Raw genomic sequence first — 18235 nt, 5'->3', positions numbered from 1 at the left:
ATGTTCACCACCGTGCTCGTCGCCAACCGGGGTGAGATCGCCGTGCGGGTCGTCCGCACGCTGCGGGACCTCGGGATCCGTTCCGTCACCGTCTACACCGATCCCGACGCGGCCGCGCCGCACGTCACCGCCGCCGACGTCGCCGTGCGGATCGGCAGCTACCTCTCCATCGACGACGTGCTGGACGCCGCCCGCGCCACCGGAGCCGAGGCGATCCACCCGGGTTATGGCTTCCTGTCGGAGAACACGGCGTTCGCCGCGGCCTGCGCCGACGCGGGCGTCGTGTTCGTCGGCCCGCCCGCTTCGGCCATCGAGGCGATGGGCGACAAGATCCGCGCCAAGCAGACCGTCGCGAAGGCCGGCGTGCCGGTCGTCCCCGGTTCCGACGGCGCCGGCCTGTCCGACGCGGAGCTGGCCGCGGCCGTCGCCGACATCGGCTTCCCGGTGCTTCTCAAGCCCAGCGCGGGCGGCGGCGGGAAGGGCATGCACGAGGTGCACCGCGCCGAGGACCTCGACGCCGCCATCGCCACCGCCCGCCGCGAGGCGAAGAGCTCGTTCGGCGACGACACGCTGCTCGTCGAGCGGCTGGTCACCACCCCGCGGCACATCGAGATCCAGGTGCTCGCCGACACGCACGGTAACGCCGTGCACCTCGGCGAGCGCGAGTGCTCGCTGCAGCGGCGTCACCAGAAGATCGTCGAGGAGGCGCCGTCGCCGCTGCTCACGCCCGAGCAGCGGGAGGCGATGGGCGCTGCGGCCGTCGAGGCGGCGAAGTCGGTGGGCTACGCGGGCGCCGGCACGGTCGAGTTCATCGTGGGCGCCGACCGGCCGGACGAGTTCTTCTTCATGGAGATGAACACCCGCCTGCAGGTGGAGCACCCGGTCACCGAGGAGGTGTACGGGGTCGACCTCGTCGAGCTGCAGCTGCGGGTGGCGGCCGGGGAGGAAGCGCCGTGGCCCGCGGTGCTGGAGCCGCATGGCCACGCGATCGAGGTCCGCGTCTACGCCGAGGACCCGGCCGCCGGTTTTCTCCCGACGGGTGGACGCATCCTCGCGCTCGACCTCCCGCGCACCGTGCGCGTCGACGCCGGCATCGTCGCGGGCGGCACGGTCGGCAGCGACTACGACCCGATGCTCGCCAAGGTCATCGCGCACGGCCGCGACCGCGCCGAGGCCCTGCGTCGCCTCGACGCCGCCCTGCGCGACACCGTGCTGCTCGGCCTCGGCACCAACATCGGGTTCCTGCGCACGATGCTCGCCGCCCCCGACGTCGTCGCCGGTCGGCTCGACACAGGACTCGTCGGCCGCAGGGTCGACGACTGGGTGGCCGCGGAGCTGCCCGAGGACGTGCTCTCCGCGGCTGCTGCCCACCGCCTGCTCGCCCTCGAGCCCACGGGCCCGGTCGTCGACCCGTTCGACGTGCCGGGCGCCTGGCGGGTGGGTGGGCCGGCGTGGACCGCGTTCCGGCTCACCGTCGACGAGCCGGTCACGGTCAAGGTCCGCGGCCGGGCGGCGGATGCCGAGGTCGCGGTCGGCGACAGCCCGGCGATGCCGATGCGCGCACGTCGCATCGGCGACAGGATGGCCGTCACCGTCGCGGATACGACACGGCACTACATGGTCGCCGAGGACGGTCCGACGCTGTGGATCGGCCGCGACGGGCAGGCGTGGGCCGTGCGCGAGCAGGAGACGGCCGACGTCGCCGCGGCTGCCCACGCAAGCGACGGGGGACCCGTCACCTCACCCATGCCCGGCACCGTCACGATCGTCGACGTGACCGACGGCGAGCGCGTCACCGCAGGTCAACGCGTCGCCGTTGTCGAGGCCATGAAGATGGAGCACGCCCTCACCGCGCCCGTGGACGGCATCGTCCGCGAGCTGCGCGCCCGCGCCGGGGCCACCGTGGCCCGCGGCGCCACCCTGATGATCGTCGAAGCGGAGAACTGAGATGGACCTCGAACTGAGCGAGGAGCACGCGGCGCTGCGCGCCACCGTCGAGGACTTCGCGCGCAAGGAGGTCGCCCCTGTCATCGGCGACCTGTACGAGCGCGGCGAGTTCCCGTACGAGATCGTCGCGAAGATGGGCGAGATGGGCCTGTTCGGCCTGCCCGTCGCCGAGGAGTACGGCGGCATGGGCGGCGACTACTTCGCCCTCTGCCTGGCGCTGGAGGAGCTGGCCCGCGTCGACTCGTCCGTGGCGATCACCCTGGAGGCCGGGGTCTCGCTGGGCGAGATGCCGATCTACCGGTTCGGCACCGAGGAGCAGAAGCAGCAGTGGCTGCCCGACCTCGCCGCGGGCCGCAAGCTCGGCGCGTTCGGGCTCACCGAGGCCGGCGGCGGCTCCGACGCCGGCGCCACCCGCACCACCGCCCGCGTCGACGACGGCGAGTGGGTCGTCAACGGCAGCAAGGCGTTCATCACGAACTCCGGCACCGACATCACGTCGCTGGTCACGGTCACCGCCGTCACCGGGCTGAGCGACGGCCGCAAGGAGATCTCGGCGATCCTGATCCCTGCCGGCACGCCCGGGTTCACGTTCTCGGAGAAGTACTCGAAGGTCGGCTGGTCGGCGTCCGACACCCGCGAGCTGTTCTTCGACGACTGCCGCGTGCCGGAGGCGAACCTCGTCGGCGAGCGCGGCCGCGGCTACGCCCAGTTCCTCTCGATCCTCGACGAGGGTCGCGTCGCCATCGCCGCGCTGTCGGTCGGGCTCGCGCAGGGCTGCGTCGACGAGTCGCTGCGCTACGCCCGCGAGCGCGAGGCGTTCGGCCAGGCCATCGGCCGCTACCAGGCGATCCAGTTCAAGATCGCCGACATGGAGGTGCGCGCCCACACCGCGCGCCTGGCCTACTACGCGGCCGCGGCCAAGATGCTGCGCGGCGAGCCGTTCAAGAAGGAGGCGGCGATCGCGAAGCTCGTCGCGTCCAACGCGGCGATGGACAACGCCCGCGACGCCACCCAGATCTTCGGCGGCTACGGCTTCATGAACGAGTACCCCGTCGCCCGCTTCTACCGCGACGCGAAGATCCTCGAGATCGGCGAGGGCACGTCCGAGGTGCAGCGCATGCTCATCGCGCGCCAGCTGGGGCTGTGAACTCGTAGGCCACCCGGAACCCCGGCGCGGCGGCGCGCGCCGGGGTCAACGCCGGCGCGACGTCCGCGGCGACCAGGCCGGCCACCTGCAGGTCCGTGGTGATCCGGTCCACCGGCCGGACGTACGCCGCCGGATCCGGCACGGCGTGCTCGACGAACCCGCCCTGGGCGACCGCCGCTCGGATCACGTCAGCGTGCGGAAGGCCCTCCGCGGCGCAGCGCGCGAGCAACAGGGCGATCCCGTCGGCCGTCCACGGCGAGCGGGCCCAGACCCGACCCGCCTCCGCGATCGACGCGTCCGTGACCGGCACGCCCAGCTCGCCGGCGTGCCGCAGCAGGTCGACGGGCCGCAGCAGCGTGAGCCCGGCGCCGCACTCCGTCCACAGCTCGTCCGACAGCTCCGGGCGCGGTCCCACGAACACCGGCCCGCGGCGCACCCACCAGTCCGGCTTGCCGTCACCGGTCACGAGCACGAGGCCATCGGTGCCGCGGCGGGCCACCTCGGCGATCGACTGGCTCCACATCAGGTAGTCGCCGGTGCCGCCCTCCGGGGTCCCGCTCTTCTCGGCGTCCAGGTAGCCGGGCGGGACCCGCCGCTCGATCCGGTCCTGGCCCGTGGCGATCGCGTCCGCCCACTCGGCGGCGTCCTGCGCCGGGCCCACCCGGCCGGCCAGCAGCCGTTCCAGACGGTCCAGCACCGGGTCCGCGACGCCACGCGGGTCCACCGGCACCGGCCGCTGCTCCGTCACCGCGTCGCGCAGGTCCTGCTGCACCGCGGCGATCCGTCCCAGCAGCTCGTCCCGGACGGGTCCGGCCACCCCCGCCGGGGTCGCCCAGGCCCGGACGGTCGTCGCGGTCGCGCCCAGGTGCAGGTCGATCCGTTCCAACGTCTCCTCGGCGGCCCGGCCGCGACCGCTCACCACGTCGAGCCGGTTGCGCCAGAACTCCCGCATCACCTGGTGCGGCACGAACAGCCGACCACCCAGCCGGGAGAGCACCTTCAGCATCGCCTCGCGGGTGGCGTCGCTGAAGCGGTAGAGGTCGAGCAGGACGTTGGTGTCGACCACGACCATCGCCGACCGCAGCGCGCTCGCCACCTCGAGATCGTCCGGCACCCGATGGCCCGCGAAGTCCTCGTACATCCCCCGCAAGTGCGCCATGTCGGAGATCGAACCGCAGGCTCGACGAATCGGGCACAAGCGGTACGGTCCGGTCCGGGATCCGCGAACTCTGGAGGCAGCGTGGCCGGCTGGGACGATCTGGTGACCTATGTGCGGGTCCGCTACGAGATCATGCGCCAGCAGGACGGTGAGCTGTGGTTCAACCTGCCCACCACCGGTGAGCGCACCCAGATCGTCAAGGTCCTGTCGGTCACCGGCGAGGACGGTCATCCGTGGGCCCAGATCACCTCGCCGATCGGGCAGCTGGACGAGCTGGATCTCGCCGTCCTGCTGAAGCGGGCGGGCGAATCGATCGTCGGTGGCGTGATCGCCGAGGGTGACCTGGTGCTCTTCCGCCACTCCATCCCGCTCGGCGACACCGAGCTGGACGGGTTCGAGAAGCCGTTCCGGCTCGTCGTCGAGTTCGCCGACCGGCTGGAGCTGGAGCTCACCGGCAAGGACGCCCATTGATCGTCAGGTGGAGCCCGCCAGCAGGCCGGTGATCGCCTCCACCGAGGTGAGGCTGGTGACGGTGGGGTGGCCGGCCGCCAGCAGGGCGACGTCGGACTCCGGGCCGGGTTCCTGACCCGAGCCCAGGTACTCCGTGCGCAGCCGTCCCTCGCCCTCGGTGACCCGGACCTGCACCGTGCCCGCAGGCGCGAGCTCCGCCTCGCGCAGCGGGCCCAGCTCGTCGACGGGGAGGTCGGGCACGTTCAGCGAGAGGACGGTGCCCTCGGGCGCGGCCAGCAGGGTGTCCAGCACGCCCGGCAGGAGGCTGGTGGAGCTGTCCCACCGCGGGTTCGGGTTGGGTGGCCAGCCGATGCCCTGCGAGACGGCCAGCGCCCGGATGCCCTGCAGCCCCGCGGCGAGCGCGGCGCCGACCGTGCCCGAGTGCAGGATGGCGCGGCCGGTGTTCTGGCCGAGGTTGATGCCCGACAGCAGCACGTCCGGCGCGTCGAGCCAGCCGCGGGCCACGGAGAGCGCGATGAACGCCGGGTGGCCCTCCACGGCGTAGCCGGTGATGCCGTCGCGGTCGCGCCGGTGCACGCGCACGTGCCCGTCGTCGTCGCGGACGGCGAGGACGGAGCCACCGGCACCGCTCGTGTCGACGTGCGGCGCCGCGACCGTCACCTCGAACCCGGCCTCGCGGGCGGCCGTGGCGAGCGCCCACAACCCGGGTGATTCGATACCGTCGTCGTTGGTTATCACGGCGCGCAGCCGGCGAGATGTGGGCACGCCATCACACGGTAGGCGAGCCGACCGGTCCTGCGCCCGCGTCGCGACGACCGTCACGGAGGGAGTCGCGCTGCTCGCGCCGGTGCTCGACGCGCCGCTGATCGCCGGCCCGCTGCCCACCGCCATCGCGGTGGCCGGGGCGATCGGCGGGCTCGTGCTGCTCGCCCGGCGGGACCGCCGCTGGTGGACGCGCACGGTGCCGATCAGCGTCGGCGTCGGCGTGCTGGGTGCGGTCCTGACCGCGGTGGCGCTCGCGGTCGTGCCGCTGTTCCCCGACGCGCTGCCGCCGCGGGTGCTGGTCTGGATCGCCATCGGGGTCGCGGCGGTGGCGGCCGCGGTCGGCCGGCTCGTCGACCGCCGGCACGTCGTGATCGCCCTGGTCGGGGCGCTGCTCGTGGTGGGCATGTGCGCGATGAAGGTCAACGCGTTCTACGGCTACCGCACCACCCTGGCCGGGGTGCTCGGCCTGCCCGCCGCGAACGAGGTGCCGTTCGACAGCGTGCCGCGGACCGAGCCCCCTGCCGCGGTGGCGGGCTGGGTGCCGCCGCCGGACATGCCGCGCACCGGTCGCATCGCCCGGGTCGACGTGCCGGGCGTCGCGTCCGGGTTCGCCGCCCGCCCGGCCTGGGTCTACCTGCCGCCCGCCTACCTGGCGAGCAGCCGGCCGCTCCTGCCCGTGCTCGTGCTGGTGCCGGGCCAGCCCGGCGGCCCCGACGACTGGCTGCTCGCCGGGCGGCTCGCGCAGGTGCTCGACCAGTGGGCGGCCGCGCACGCCGGTCTCGCCCCCGTCGTCGTCGTACCGGACGCGACGGGTGCGTCGCTGGCCAACCCGCTGTGCATGGACTCGCGGCTCGGGCGCGCCGAGACCTACCTGACCGTCGACGTGCCGGCGTGGATCGGCAGCCACCTGCAGGTCGGGCCGGGCCGGGCGGTGGGCGGGTTCTCCTTCGGCGGCACCTGCGCGTTGCAGCTCGCGGTCCGGCGCCCGGACGTCTACCCGACGTTCCTCGACGTCTCCGGGCAGGCCGAGCCGACGCTGGGCGACCACGCCCGCACCGTCGCGGCCACCTTCGGCGGTGACGAGGCGGCGTTCCGCGCCGTGAACCCGCTGCCGCAGCTGGCCGCGCGCCGGTACCCGGGCAGCGCCGGCCTGCTGCTCGTCGGCGCCGACGACCCGGTGTACCGCCCGCAGGCCGAGCAGGTGGCCGCCGCCACTCGCGCCGCCGGGATGGATGTGACCCTGTCCGAACGGCCGGGCGGCCACACGTGGGCGCAGGCGGGCGAGGCCGTGACGGAGTTCCTCCCGTTGCTCGCCCGCCGCACCGGCCTACCCCCGTGACGGGGACGTAGGCTCCGGCCGTGCGCACCCCGATGCCCGCGACGGGCGAGCAGTTCGAGATCGTCTCCGGGGCCACGAGGGCCGTCGTCACCGAGGTGGGGGCGGGCCTGCGCTCGCTCGTCGTCGGATCGCGGCCGCTCGTGGAGACGTTCGACGAGCAGGACCGGCCGCCGAAGGGCGCCGGCACGGTGCTCGTGCCGTGGCCCAACCGCGTCGCCCGCGGTCGCTGGACGTGGAACGGCGCCGGCCAGCAGCTGGCCCTCACCGAGCCCGACGCCGGCAACGCCATCCACGGGCTGCTGCGCTTCACCCTCTACCGCGTCGGGGAGCGCTCGACGGATGCGATCACCCTGCACGCGACGGTCGCGCCGCAGCCGGGTTGGCCGGTCCCGCTGGCGACGAGCATCCGGTACGCCGTGTCCGACGCGGGCCTGACCGTGACCCACACCGTGATCAACGTCGGCGCGGCCGCCGTCCCGTTCGGGGTCGGCGCCCACCCGTACGTGCGGGCCGGGTCCAGCGCCACCGACGACTGCACGATCACGATCTCCGCCACCTCGGTGCTGCCGCTCGACGGCGGCATCCCGACCGGCCCCGCGACGCCGCTGGACGAGCACCCCGACGTGGACCTGCGCGGGAAGCCGATGGCAGGGCTCGTCGTCGACCACGCGTACGGCGGGTGCGCGCCGGCCGCCGGCGACGACAAGGTGCGGCACCGCCTCGACGGCCCGGACGGGCACGTGGAGGTGTGGGCGGACCTGGCGTTCGGCTACGTGCAGGTGTTCACGCCGCCGGAGTTCCCCGGCCGCGGTCGCGCGGTCGCGATCGAGCCGATGACCTGCCCGCCCGACGCGCTCAACTCCGGCGCCGGGCTGATCACTCTCGCGCCCGGCGAGACCTGGACCGGAACATGGGGTATCAGCGGATGACCGAGCAGAGCAACCGCCAGCTGCGGCTCGCGCAGCGTCCGACCGGCGAGCCGGCCGACGAGATCTGGCAGTTCACGACCGAGGACGTGCCGGAGCCCGGCGACGGCGAGTTCGTCGTGGCGATCTCGCACCTGTCGCTGGACCCGGCCATGCGCGGCTGGCTCGACGACCGGCCCAGCTACCTGCCACCCGTCGGCATCGGCGAGGTCATGCGGGCGCTGGGCGCGGGCCGGGTCGTCGCGTCCAGGCACCAGGACTTCCCCGAGGGGACGCACGTCACGGGCACGTTCGGGGCGCAGGAGTTCGCGGTCAGCGACGGGCGCGGCGTCACCCGCGTCGACACCGGGCTCGCCCCGCTCACCACGCACCTCGGTGCGCTCGGCATGACCGGCATGACCGCCTACTTCGGCCTGTTCGACGTCGGTGCGATGGCGGACGGCGAGACGGTCGTGGTGTCCGGTGCCGCGGGCGCGGTCGGCAGCGTCGTCGGGCAGCTGGCGAAGATCAAGGGTGGCCGGGCGATCGGCATCGCGGGCGGCCCGGAGAAGTGCGCGTGGCTCACCGAGGAGCTCGGGTTCGACGTCGCGATCGACTACAAGGCCGAGAAGGTGAGCCGGGCGCTGCGCGAGGCCTGCCCCGACGGCATCGACGTCTACTTCGACAACGTCGGCGGCGAGATCCTCGACGCTGCGCTGGCCCGCCTGCGCCGCGGTGCGAGGGTGCCGATCTGCGGCGGGATCAGCCAGTACAACGCGGAGGGCCGCCCCACCGGGCCGGCCAACTACCTCAACCTGATCGCGGCGAGAGCGCGCATGGAGGGCTTCCTCGTGTTCGACTACGCGGCGCGGTTCCCCGCAGCCGCGGCGGAGATGGCCGGATGGATCGCCGACGGCCGGCTGGTCAGCCGCGAGCACGTCGTCGAGGGCGACCTCACCGCGTTCCCGGAGACGTTCCGGATGCTGTTCCGCGGCGCCAACACCGGCAAGCTGGTGCTGCAGATCACCGAGGGCTGAACCGAGCAAGCGTGTGACAGTGGAAAGCGCACCCAGCGACCGTCAGGAGTGACATGCGCGTCTTCAACGGAGCAGACGAACTACGAGCAGCGGCCGGCACCGAGGTGGGGGCCAGCGAGTGGATCACCGTCGAGCAGGGGCAGATCGACCTGTTCGCCGATGCCACCGACGACCACCAGTGGATCCACGTCGACAAGGAGAAGGCGGCCGCAGGCCCCTTCGGCACGACGATCGCGCACGGCTTCCTGACGCTGTCGCTGCTGCCGGCCCTCATCAAGGGCGTCTACCGGGTCGAGGGCGTCAAGATGGGGGTCAACTACGGCCTCAACAAGGTCCGCTTCACCTCACCGGTTCCCGTCGGCAGCAAGATCCGCGCCGTCGTGGCGCTGGGCGACGTGACCGAAGCGGGTGGCGGGCTGCAGGTCGTCAACAACGTGACGGTCGAGATCGAGGGCTCCGAGCGACCGGCACTGGTCGCGGAGTGGCTCGGCCGCCAGTACTTCTGAGGGTTACGGAGGCGACATGCGTGACGCGGTGATCTGTGAGCCGATACGGACCCCGGTCGGTGGCTTCGGGGGTTCCCTGCGGGACGTGCCGGCGCACGAGCTCGCCGCGGCCGTCGTGCGGGAGGTGATCGCGCGCACCGGCCTGTCCGGCGACGTGATCGACGACCTCATGCTCGGGCACTGCTACCCGACGTCCGAGGCGCCGGCTATCGGCCGCGTCGCGGCGCTGGACGCGGGCCTGCCCGTCACCGTGCCCGGCTCGCAGCTCGACCGCCGCTGCGGCTCGGGGCTGCAGGCCGTGCTGAACGCGGCGATGGCCGTGCAGACCGGCGCGGCCGAGGTCGTGCTGGCCGGCGGCGCCGAGTCGATGTCGAACGCGCCGTTCTACTCGACGTCGATGCGCTGGGGCGCCAAGGCCGGGCCCGGCGTCATGCTCCACGACGCGCTCGCCCGCGGCCGCAGCACCGCGGGCGGCAAGAACTTCCCGGTGCCCGGCGGGATGCTGGAGACCGCGGAGAACGTGCGCCGCGAGTACCGCATCCCGCGGGAGGAGCAGGACGAGTTCGCGGTGCGCTCGCACCAGCGCGCAGCCGCAGCCCAGGCCTCCGGCCGGTTCGCCGACGAGATAGTGCCGATCACGGTGAAGGGTCGTAAGGCCGACACCGTCGTCGAGCACGACGAGCACATCCGCCCCGACTCGTCGGTGGAGAAGCTCGCCGCGCTGCGCCCGATCCTCGGCCGCGACGACCCGGAGGCGACGGTCACCGCGGGCAACGCGAGCGGGCAGAACGACGGCGCCGCCGTCTGCGTCGTGACGAGCGCGGAGAAGGCGCAGGAGCTGGGCCTGCGGCCGCTGGTGCGGCTGGTGTCGTGGGCGGTGGCCGGGGTGCCGCCGGCCACCATGGGCATCGGTCCCGTGCCGGCCGTGGCGAAGGCGCTGGGTGCGGCGTCGGTGACGCTCGCCGACGTCGACCTGATCGAGCTGAACGAGGCGTTCGCGGCGCAGGCGCTGGCCTGCACGCGCGAGTGGAAGTTCGTCGACGCCGACTTCGAGCGGCTCAACGTCAACGGCTCGGGCATCTCGCTCGGCCACCCCGTGGGCGCCACCGGCGCCCGCATCCTGGCCACCATGGCCAGGGAGATGGTGCGCCGCGACGCCCGCTACGGGCTGGAGACCATGTGCATCGGCGGCGGTCAGGGTCTGGCGGCGCTCTTCGAGAAGGTCGCCTGATCGGGTCCGTTCGGCGACGTGTGCCTGTCGGGCGCCGAAACATCTGTCGACTTCGGTACGACTTCTCCATCGGGACGCGAACGGTGACCTGAGGAGTTCGGTCGAACCATGGCAGCCATGGACACCTTCACGCTGACCGGCCGCGATCGCGCGTTGCTGCGCGCGGTCGCCGACGGCCGTTGCCAGCTCGGCACCGGCTGCGAGCCGGTCCTGCTCGTCGACGGCCTGCTCTGCGCCGACACGGCCGCCGCGCACCGCCTGGTGCGGGCCGGTCTGCTGGTCGCGCCGGATCCGTCGTTGCCGCTGGTACCGGCGGTGCTGACGCCGGCGGGGCGCGAACTGCTCGCCTGAGGGCGTCACCTCCTCCGGGGGATCCTGGTTGCCGACCGGCGCTCGTCGATGCATGCTTGCGGGGTACAAGTTGTTGTATGCCGCACATAAGAGGGGCCCGTGCCTGATCCGGCCGAACTCGCCGTCGCAGAGGCGGTCGGTTCCCACCTGATCCGCCTGGTCCGCCTCGTGGAGCGCGTCCAGGCCCAGCCGCACGGACCCGATGCCATCGAGCGGGCCACGTACCTGCTGCTCGTCCACCTCGTGAAGGACGGGCCGCAGCGCGCCGGCGCGCTCGCCGACGCCGTCCACTCCGACCCGTCGACGATCAGCCGCCAGGTCGGTCACCTCGTCAAGCTCGGCTACGTCGAGCGCACCGCCGATCCCGACGACGGCCGCGCCAGCCGCCTGGCCGCCACGGAGGAGGGCCGCCGCGTGCTGGAGACCAACCGCGCCCGCCGCACCGCGTCGATCGCGCAGCTGCTCGCGAGCTGGAGCCCCGCGGACCGCACCGCACTCGCCGAGCTGCTGGGGCGGTTCGTGACCGACTTCGAGGAGTACAAGTCCCGAGGAGCACACGCATGACCGCCCCGGCGCCGACCCCGTCGCTCAGCCACCGGCAGATCCTCACGATCTTCGCCGGCCTGATGATCGGCATGTTCCTCGCCGCGCTGGACCAGACGATCGTCTCCACCGCGATCCGCACCATCGCCGACGACCTGCACGGCCTGTCCCTGCAGGCCTGGGCCACCACCGCCTACCTGATCACGGCGACGATCACCACGCCGCTGTACGGCAAGCTCTCCGACCTCTTCGGTCGCAAGCCGCTGTTCCTCACCGCCATCTCGATCTTCGTGCTCGGCTCCGTTGCCTGCTCGTTCGCCGGGTCGATGTACGAGCTGGCGGTGTTCCGCGGGCTGCAGGGCCTCGGCGCCGGCGGGCTGTTCTCGCTCGCGCTGACGATCGTCGGCGACATCGTCGCGCCTCGCGAGCGCGCCCGCTACCAGGGCTACTTCGTCGCCGTGTTCGGCACGTCGAGCGTGGCCGGGCCGCTGCTCGGCGGGCTGTTCGCCGGCACCCCGGAGATCCTCGGCATCACCGGCTGGCGCTGGGTCTTCCTGCTGAACGTGCCGCTCGGGCTGATCGCACTGGTCGTCGTCACCAAGGTGCTCAACGTCCCGCACACCAAGCGCGTGCGGCGCATCGACTGGTTCGGCGCGCTCGCGCTCGTCGTCGGGCTGGTGCCGCTGCTGATCGTCGCCGAGCAGGGCCGCACCTGGGGCTGGACGTCGCAGCTCGCGCTGGCCTGCTACGGCGTCGGCGCGCTCGGCATCCTCGCGTTCCTGCTGGTGGAGCGCCTGATGGGCGACGACGCGCTGCTCCCGCTGCGGTTCTTCCGCACCGGTGTGTTCGCGTGGGGCACGTTCGCCGGCTTCATCACCGGTATGGGCATGTTCGGTGCCATCGCGCTGCTGCCGCTCTACCTGCAGATCGTCAAGGGGGCCACGCCGACCGAGGCCGGGCTGCAGTCGCTGCCGCTGGTGCTCGGCATCATGAGCATGTCGATCACCTCCGGCCGGATGATCTCGCGGACCGGGCGCTACAAGGTCTGGCCGGTCCTCGGCGTCACCCTGATGATCGTCGGGATCGCGCTGCTCTCCCGGATCGGCGTCGACACGCCGTACTGGCAGGTCGCGCTCGTCATGGTGCTGGTCGGCTGGGGCCTGGGCGGCATCATGCAGCCGCTCGTGCTCGCCCTGCAGAACGCGATGCCGCCGCGCGACATGGGCGTGGCCACCGCCTCCGCCACGTTCTTCCGGCAGATGGGCGGCACCGTCGGCACGGCGGTCTTCCTGACGCTGCTGTTCAGCACCGTCGGCCAGCGCGTCGCCGACGCCTTCCGCGCGGCGGCAGGCGACCCGGCGTTCCGGGCCCGGCTGGCCGATCCGGCGGTGCTCGCGAACCCTGCCAACGCCCCGATCCTCGACGCCCGCGGCGGCGCGCCGGCACTGGACGACTCGTCGTTCCTCAGCCACGCCGATCCGGTGCTGGCCCGACCGGTGCTCGAGGGCTTCGCCGGCTCGCTCGGCGTGGTGTTCCTCAGTGCGGCCGCGGTGCTGGTGCTCGCGCTGGTCGCGGTGCTCGCGATGAAGGAGGTGCCGCTGCGCAGCCAGTCGGGCGTCGACGCCCGCGCCGCCGACGAGCGCGCCGCCGAGGCTCCAGCGAGCCCCGTCGAGACCGTCGACGCGACCGCGACCCCGATCGCGGTGCCGGCGGAGGCCGCGCAGCCCGCGCGCCCGCGCGGGGCCGCCGAGCCGGTGCGCGTGGCTGTCCTGGACCGCGCCGAGCCCGTCCCCGACGTCCGGGACCGGCTGCTCGCCATGCTGCTGCCCGACCCCGAGCGGGCGCTCGCCGTGGTCGGCGACGCCGAACGGGCCCGCGACGCGCTGCGGGCCGCGCGCCGCGACGTCACGGAGAAGGAGGCAGCGCTCGCCGCCGCCGTGGAGGAGCTGATGGCCCAGGGCCTCAGCCAGGCCCAGGTCCAGCAGCTCCTGGGCCTGGACACCGCCGACCGCTGAGGTCCGCGGCGGTCAGTGGCCCGCCTCGCCCTCCGCCTCGCCCTCCGCCGCGGCCGCGTCCTTCGCCCGCTTCCACGACGCGCGGATCTCCCGCTCGGCGTCGGCGCGGCCCACCCAGGTGGCGCCCTCCACGCTCTTGCCCGGCTCCAGCGTCTTGTAGATCTCGAAGAAGTGCTGGATCTCGGCGCGGTCGAACTCGGGCAGGTGGTGGATGTCGCGCAGGTGCTCCTGGCGCGGGTCGTCGCTGGGGACGCAGAGGACCTTGTCGTCGCCGCCCTTCTCGTCCTTCATGCGGAACATGCCGATGGCGCGCGAACGGATCAGGCAGCCGGGGAACGTCGGCTCCTGGACCAGCACGAGCGCGTCGAGCGGGTCCCCGTCCTCACCGAGGGAGTCCTCGATGAACCCGTAGTCGGCGGGGTACTGGGTGGCGGTGAAGAGGGTCCGGTCGAGCCGGATGCGCCCCGTCTTGTGGTCCACCTCGTACTTGTTGCGCCCCCCCTTGGGAATCTCGATCAAGACGTCGAAGTCCACGGCTACGGCTCTCCTGCTTTGTCGGTGACGGCATGCATGCGCCCGGGCACCGGTCGCAGCGACCGGCTCCGGCGCCTACCCCTATTCTGGGCTACCGGGCCGACGCGACGGGCACCGGCTGCGAGGCGGAGGCGACACGTGGGGTTGGGCCGGAAGATCGGCGACACGGCGCGGGTGCCCGGTCGGGGCCTTCGCAGGCTGGCCATCGTGCTGGTCGTGCTGGTCGCGGCCGGTGCGATCGGCGGCACGATCGCCCTCGCCGCGCCCGCCGTGCTGGCCAAGCTGAACGGTTCCGCGGACAAGCCGCTGCCGCCCGTGCCGCAGCTGGCGCTCGCCCCGCTCGCCGCCACCGCGCCCGTCCCGACGGCGGCGGCGCTGGCGTCCGCGCTGGAGAAGCCGCTCGACGCCATCCCGGGCAAGGTCACCGGCGTCGTCCGCGACGCCAACACGGGCGAGGTGCTGTGGGACCACAGCTCCGAGCGGTCGCTGGTCCCCGGCTCCACCGGCAAGCTGATCACCGCGGCCGCCGCGCTGCTCTCCCTCGACACCACCTCCGGGCTCATCACGAAGGTGGTGGCCGGCCCGGACGCGGGCACCGTCGTGCTGGTCGGTGGCGGCGACCCCACCCTGACCGCGCTGCCCGAGGGCAAGGAGGGCGTCTACCCGGAGCCCGCGCGGCTCGTCGATCTCGCCCGCAAGGTGAAGGCCGCCGTCAAGACGCCGATCACCCGCGTGCTCATCGACACCAGCCGCTACTCCGGCGACCGCGTCGCCCCCGGCTGGGACCCGGCCGACATCAAGGGCGGCTACATCACTCCCATCGAGCCGCTGATGCTCGACGGGGGCCGCGTCGACCCCACCGCCCAGGACGGCGAACGCGTCGCCGAGCCGGCGAAGGCGGCCGGCCAGGCGTTCGCCGAGCTGCTCGGCGTCGACGCGAAGCAGGTGGCCGAGACCACCGCCAACCCCAACGCCAAGGTGCTCGGCGCCGTGACGTCGGCGCCGGTCAGCGAGCTGGTGGAGAACGCGCTGCGCGCGTCCGACAACGTGCTGGCCGAGGTGCTCGCCCACGAGGTCGCGAAGGCCCGCGGCGGCACCGCGGACTTCGCCGGCGCCGCCAAGGAGAGCCTCGCCGCGCTCGCCCAGGCCGGCATCGACACCACCGGCACCGAGATGTTCGACGGCAGCGGCCTCTCCACGAAGGACCGGGTCTCCTCCCGGGTGCTCGGCGCCGTCCTCACCGCGGCGGCCACGCCTGCCAAGGGGCCGCAGGACGTGCAGTTCCTCCGGCCGATCCTGTCCGGCCTGCCCGTCGCCGGCGGCGACGGCACGCTCGCCACCCGCTTCGGCGACGACGCCGCCTCCGCCGACGGTCGTGGTGTCGTCCGCGCCAAGACCGGCACGCTCACCGACGTCAGCTCGCTCGCCGGCGTCGTCACGGACAAGGACGGGCGGCTCCTCGTCTTCGCGCTCATGTCGAACGGCGGCTCGCCCGCCGCCGTCCGCCCACGGCTGGACGACCTCGCCGCCGCCCTCTCGGCCTGCGGCTGCCGATAGCCCCCGCGGGCGAGTCCCGCGTTCGGCGGGGCGAGTCTCGCGGGGTCCGGCTGGGCCGTTGCCTGACCGTGAGGGTCGGGCGGGGCGCGGCCAGGCCACGTAGCGTGTAGGAGTGACGGTCGACAACACCCTCGACGGGCAGCCCCCCGGCACCACCCGTGGCCTCCCGGTCGACTGGGAGCTGGCCAGGCGGACGGCCGGTCGGCTCGTCGGGCCGGGTCCTGACACGTCCCGGGACGAGGCGGTCGAGCTGGTGCGGCGGCTGCGGGCGGACGCGGCGGTCGCCGAGGGCCACGTCCGCGACGTGACGGGGCTCGGTCACGGGCTGCCGCTGCTGCCGGCGGACGTGGTGGACCGCAAGGACTGGTCGGCCGCTGCGATCGCCGGGATGGCCACGCTGACCGCGGCCGCCGTCATCCCTGAGGTGCCGAACGTCGCCCGCGTGGTGACGAGCCGCACGGCGGGCCTGCAGATCGGCGGCCTGGTCGCGTACCTGGGTGGCCGGGTGCTCGGCCAGTACGACCCGTTCGGCGGGCCGGACGGGGGCGGCCGGCTGCTGCTCGTCGCCCCGAACGTGCACGCCGCACGGGTGGCGCTCGACGTGCCCGCCGCCGACTTCGGCCTGTGGGTCTGCCTGCACGAGGCCACGCACCGCCTGCAGTTCACCGCCGTGCCGTGGCTGCGGGACTACTTCGCCGGCGAGGTGGCGAAGCTGCTGTCGCTGGCCGACGCGCAGCGCACGTTCTCCGCGGAACGGCTGCCCGAGCTGGTCAGGGCGCTGCGCGCGGCGAAGGGCGACTCGCTGGCCGTCGTCGAGGCGCTGCAGGGCCCTGAGCAGCGGGCGGTCCTGGACCGGCTGCTGGCCGTCACCACGTTGCTGGAGGGGCACGCCGACCACGTCATGGACGCCGTCGGCCCCGACGTCGTGCCCGCGGTCGCCACGATCCGCGCGCGGTTCACGCAGCGCCGGCGCGGCGGCGGCATCATCGACCGGTTCCTGCGCGCGCTGCTCGGCGTGGAGGCGAAGGTGCGCCAGTACGCCGTGGGGAAGGCGTTCACCGACCACGTCGTGCTGGCCGCCGGCATGGAGGGCTTCAACCGCGTCTGGGAGACCCCCGACACGCTCCCCACGCGCGCGGAGCTGGCCGAGCCGGGCACGTGGCTGCGCCGAGTGCACGGCATGGCATGAGCCTGCGGGCCGTCACCCGCGCCGTCCGCGACGCGCTGGGCACCCTGCCGCCGACCGTTCGCGCCGCGCCGCCGCTCGTCGCCTGCTCCGGCGGTGCGGACTCGGTCGCGCTGGCCGCGGCCGTCCGGGCCGTCCGGAACGACGCGCGTGCCGCGGTCGTCGACCACGGGCTGCAGGACGGATCGGCCGCGCAGGCGGCCGCCACCGTCGAGCGACTGGCCGGGTTGGGCGTGCCGGCGGAGGTGCACGCCGTCCGCGTCGAGGGGAGCGGCGGGCTGGAGGCGGCCGCGCGCCGGGCCCGCTACGCCGCGCTGGAGTCCGCGCGCCCGCACCCCGACTCGCCGGTGCTGCTCGGGCACACCCTCGACGACCAGGCCGAGACCGTCCTGCTCGGCCTCGGCCGCGGTTCGGGCGCCCGCTCGCTCGCCGGCATGCGCGTCTGGCAGGAGCCGTGGCTGCGTCCGTTGCTGCGGCTGCGCCGGGCGGACACCGTCGCCGCGTGCGCCGAGCTCGGCGTCGAGCCGTGGAGTGATCCGCACAACAGCGACCCCCGGTTCACCCGGGTCCGGCTGCGCCACGAGGTGCTGCCCCTCCTCGAGGACGTGCTGGCCGGCGGGGTCGCCGAGGCGCTGGCCCGCACCGCCGACCAGCTCCGCGAGGACACCGACCTGCTCGACGCCCTGGCCGCCGACCTCCTCGCCACCGCCCGCGCCGGCGACGGGCTGGACTGCGCCGTCCTCGCCGCTGCCGCGCCCGCGCTGCGCCGCCGCGCGCTGCGCACCTGGCTGGGTGAACGCGGCGTCACCCGGCTCACGGCAGAACACCTGCTCGCCGCGGACCGGCTCGTCACCCGGCAGCGGGACGCGTCCGGCGTCGCCCTACCTGGCGGCTGCGAGCTGCACCGCGCACATGGCAGGCTCCACGTGCTCCCCATCGGCTGGCCGGCCGGTGGCCCCACCGCACCCCGACCCCGGAGGGACAGCCCCCGTGTACGACGGTGACATCGCCGCAGAACTGGTCACCGAGGAGGCGATCCGCGCCAAGACCGCCGAGCTCGCCCAGCAGGTCGCGGCCGACTACGCCGACCGCTGCACCAGCTCCGACCTGCTCCTCGTCGGGGTCCTCAAGGGCGCGGTCATGTTCATGACCGACTTCGCGCGGGCGCTGCCGCTGCCGGTGCAGCTGGAGTTCATGGCGGTCAGCTCGTACGGCTCGTCGACGTCGTCGTCGGGCGTCGTGCGGATCCTGAAGGACCTCGACCGCGACATCGCCGACCGGCACGTCCTCATCGTCGAGGACATCATCGACTCGGGCCTGACGCTGTCGTGGCTCCTCAAGAACCTCGAGACGCGCGGCCCGGCCTCGCTGGACGTGTGCGCCCTGCTGCGCAAGCCGGAAGCGGTGAAGGTCGACGTGCCCGTCAAGTACGTGGGCTTCGACATCCCCAACGAGTTCGTCGTCGGGTACGGGCTGGACTACGCCGAGCGCTACCGCGACCTGCCGTTCATCGGCACGCTCGACCCGTCCGTGTACCGGTAG

General features: G+C 73.8%; 18 protein-coding genes. 15 read left to right on the top strand and 3 right to left on the bottom strand.

The genetic code is table 11. The features are described 5' to 3' along the window. Both ACQEVB_RS05885 and ACQEVB_RS05880 read left to right on the top strand, forming a co-directional pair. Complete coding sequence (locus ACQEVB_RS05885; protein ID WP_432966148.1) at positions 1 to 1947, top strand: acetyl/propionyl/methylcrotonyl-CoA carboxylase subunit alpha; 1947 nt, start codon at positions 1 to 3, stop codon at positions 1945 to 1947. 1 nt (position 1948) lies between these two features. After that, the gene (locus ACQEVB_RS05880) at positions 1949 to 3094 is read left to right on the top strand and encodes an acyl-CoA dehydrogenase family protein (RefSeq protein ID WP_432966145.1); all 1146 of its coding nucleotides are present in this window, start codon (positions 1949 to 1951) and stop codon (positions 3092 to 3094) included. Here ACQEVB_RS05880 and ACQEVB_RS05875 read toward each other — a convergent pair. Continuing rightward, positions 3069 to 4253: a PIN-like domain-containing protein gene (locus tag ACQEVB_RS05875; RefSeq protein ID WP_432966142.1), complete on the bottom strand. Its 1185-nt coding sequence runs from the start codon at positions 4251 to 4253 to the stop codon at positions 3069 to 3071. The genes ACQEVB_RS05880 and ACQEVB_RS05875 overlap by 26 nt on opposite strands. 81 nt (positions 4254 to 4334) lie before the next feature. Between ACQEVB_RS05875 and ACQEVB_RS05870 the strand changes: the two genes are divergently transcribed. After that, positions 4335 to 4724 carry a hypothetical protein gene (locus ACQEVB_RS05870; protein ID WP_432966139.1) on the top strand — a complete coding sequence of 130 codons (390 nt, stop codon included), beginning with the start codon at positions 4335 to 4337 and terminating at the stop codon, positions 4722 to 4724. A gap of 3 nt (positions 4725 to 4727) precedes the next feature. On the opposite strand, the gene surE is transcribed toward ACQEVB_RS05870, so the two are convergent. Continuing rightward, positions 4728 to 5489, bottom strand: a complete 762-nt coding sequence (gene surE / locus ACQEVB_RS05865; protein ID WP_432966136.1) for a 5'/3'-nucleotidase SurE — start codon at positions 5487 to 5489, stop codon at positions 4728 to 4730. Between the two features lie 82 nt (positions 5490 to 5571). Here surE and ACQEVB_RS05860 point away from each other — a divergent pair, with 82 nt between their 5' ends. From ACQEVB_RS05860 to ACQEVB_RS05825, 8 genes are all read left to right on the top strand, one after another. Further along, positions 5572 to 6828, top strand: coding sequence for an alpha/beta hydrolase (locus ACQEVB_RS05860; RefSeq protein ID WP_432966133.1), 1257 nt, complete (start codon positions 5572 to 5574; stop codon positions 6826 to 6828). Between the two features lie 20 nt (positions 6829 to 6848). Further along, entirely contained in the window at positions 6849 to 7757 is a 909-nt protein-coding gene (locus tag ACQEVB_RS05855) for an aldose 1-epimerase family protein (protein WP_432966130.1), read from the top strand. Beyond that, entirely contained in the window at positions 7754 to 8770 is a 1017-nt protein-coding gene (locus ACQEVB_RS05850; RefSeq protein ID WP_432966127.1) for an NADP-dependent oxidoreductase, read from the top strand. The genes ACQEVB_RS05855 and ACQEVB_RS05850 overlap by 4 nt, the downstream gene beginning before the upstream one ends. A gap of 53 nt (positions 8771 to 8823) precedes the next feature. After that, the gene (locus tag ACQEVB_RS05845) at positions 8824 to 9276 is read left to right on the top strand and encodes a MaoC family dehydratase (protein ID WP_432966124.1); all 453 of its coding nucleotides are present in this window, start codon (positions 8824 to 8826) and stop codon (positions 9274 to 9276) included. 16 nt (positions 9277 to 9292) lie between these two features. Next, positions 9293 to 10507, top strand: coding sequence for an acetyl-CoA C-acetyltransferase (locus tag ACQEVB_RS05840; protein ID WP_432966121.1), 1215 nt, complete (start codon positions 9293 to 9295; stop codon positions 10505 to 10507). Positions 10508 to 10615: 108 nt separating this feature from the next. Next, entirely contained in the window at positions 10616 to 10858 is a 243-nt protein-coding gene (locus ACQEVB_RS05835) for a hypothetical protein (protein WP_432966118.1), read from the top strand. Positions 10859 to 10957: 99 nt separating this feature from the next. Beyond that, complete coding sequence (locus tag ACQEVB_RS05830; protein ID WP_432966115.1) at positions 10958 to 11422, top strand: MarR family winged helix-turn-helix transcriptional regulator; 465 nt, start codon at positions 10958 to 10960, stop codon at positions 11420 to 11422. After that, complete coding sequence (locus ACQEVB_RS05825) at positions 11419 to 13416, top strand: MDR family MFS transporter (protein WP_432966112.1); 1998 nt, start codon at positions 11419 to 11421, stop codon at positions 13414 to 13416. Before ACQEVB_RS05830 ends, ACQEVB_RS05825 begins: the two co-directional genes overlap by 4 nt. A gap of 12 nt (positions 13417 to 13428) precedes the next feature. Here ACQEVB_RS05825 and ACQEVB_RS05820 read toward each other — a convergent pair whose 3' ends face one another. Then, positions 13429 to 13950, bottom strand: a complete 522-nt coding sequence (locus tag ACQEVB_RS05820; protein ID WP_432966109.1) for an inorganic diphosphatase — start codon at positions 13948 to 13950, stop codon at positions 13429 to 13431. A 138-nt stretch (positions 13951 to 14088) separates the two neighbouring features. Here ACQEVB_RS05820 and dacB point away from each other — a divergent pair, with 138 nt between their 5' ends. The 4 genes from dacB (at position 14089) to hpt (ending at position 18235) form a co-directional block, all read left to right on the top strand. Continuing rightward, entirely contained in the window at positions 14089 to 15507 is a 1419-nt protein-coding gene (gene dacB / locus ACQEVB_RS05815) for a D-alanyl-D-alanine carboxypeptidase/D-alanyl-D-alanine endopeptidase (RefSeq protein WP_432966106.1), read from the top strand. A gap of 112 nt (positions 15508 to 15619) precedes the next feature. Beyond that, positions 15620 to 16696: a zinc-dependent metalloprotease gene (locus ACQEVB_RS05810; protein ID WP_432966103.1), complete on the top strand. Its 1077-nt coding sequence runs from the start codon at positions 15620 to 15622 to the stop codon at positions 16694 to 16696. Beyond that, positions 16693 to 17697: a tRNA lysidine(34) synthetase TilS gene (tilS, locus tag ACQEVB_RS05805; RefSeq protein ID WP_432966100.1), complete on the top strand. Its 1005-nt coding sequence runs from the start codon at positions 16693 to 16695 to the stop codon at positions 17695 to 17697. Before ACQEVB_RS05810 ends, tilS begins: the two co-directional genes overlap by 4 nt. Continuing rightward, entirely contained in the window at positions 17684 to 18235 is a 552-nt protein-coding gene (gene hpt / locus ACQEVB_RS05800; protein WP_432966097.1) for a hypoxanthine phosphoribosyltransferase, read from the top strand. Before tilS ends, hpt begins: the two co-directional genes overlap by 14 nt.

The sequence above is a fragment of the Pseudonocardia sp. CA-107938 genome, from assembly GCF_050936315.1.
Taxonomy (GTDB): domain Bacteria; phylum Actinomycetota; class Actinomycetes; order Mycobacteriales; family Pseudonocardiaceae; genus Pseudonocardia.
The sequence above is the reverse complement of the archived record's forward strand: the minus strand, read 5'-3'. Positions and strand labels throughout refer to the sequence as shown.

Coding starts and splice junctions, on each gene's coding strand:
- ACQEVB_RS05835 (WP_432966118.1), top strand. CDS start 10,616: ATGGCAGCCATGGACACCTTCACGCTGACCGGCCGCGATCGCGCGTTG.
- ACQEVB_RS05875 (WP_432966142.1), bottom strand. CDS start 4,253: ATGGCGCACTTGCGGGGGATGTACGAGGACTTCGCGGGCCATCGGGTG.
- ACQEVB_RS05840 (WP_432966121.1), top strand. CDS start 9,293: ATGCGTGACGCGGTGATCTGTGAGCCGATACGGACCCCGGTCGGTGGC.
- ACQEVB_RS05825 (WP_432966112.1), top strand. CDS start 11,419: ATGACCGCCCCGGCGCCGACCCCGTCGCTCAGCCACCGGCAGATCCTC.
- ACQEVB_RS05885 (WP_432966148.1), top strand. CDS start 1: ATGTTCACCACCGTGCTCGTCGCCAACCGGGGTGAGATCGCCGTGCGG.
- ACQEVB_RS05880 (WP_432966145.1), top strand. CDS start 1,949: ATGGACCTCGAACTGAGCGAGGAGCACGCGGCGCTGCGCGCCACCGTC.
- ACQEVB_RS05845 (WP_432966124.1), top strand. CDS start 8,824: ATGCGCGTCTTCAACGGAGCAGACGAACTACGAGCAGCGGCCGGCACC.
- ACQEVB_RS05850 (WP_432966127.1), top strand. CDS start 7,754: ATGACCGAGCAGAGCAACCGCCAGCTGCGGCTCGCGCAGCGTCCGACC.
- tilS (WP_432966100.1), top strand. CDS start 16,693: ATGAGCCTGCGGGCCGTCACCCGCGCCGTCCGCGACGCGCTGGGCACC.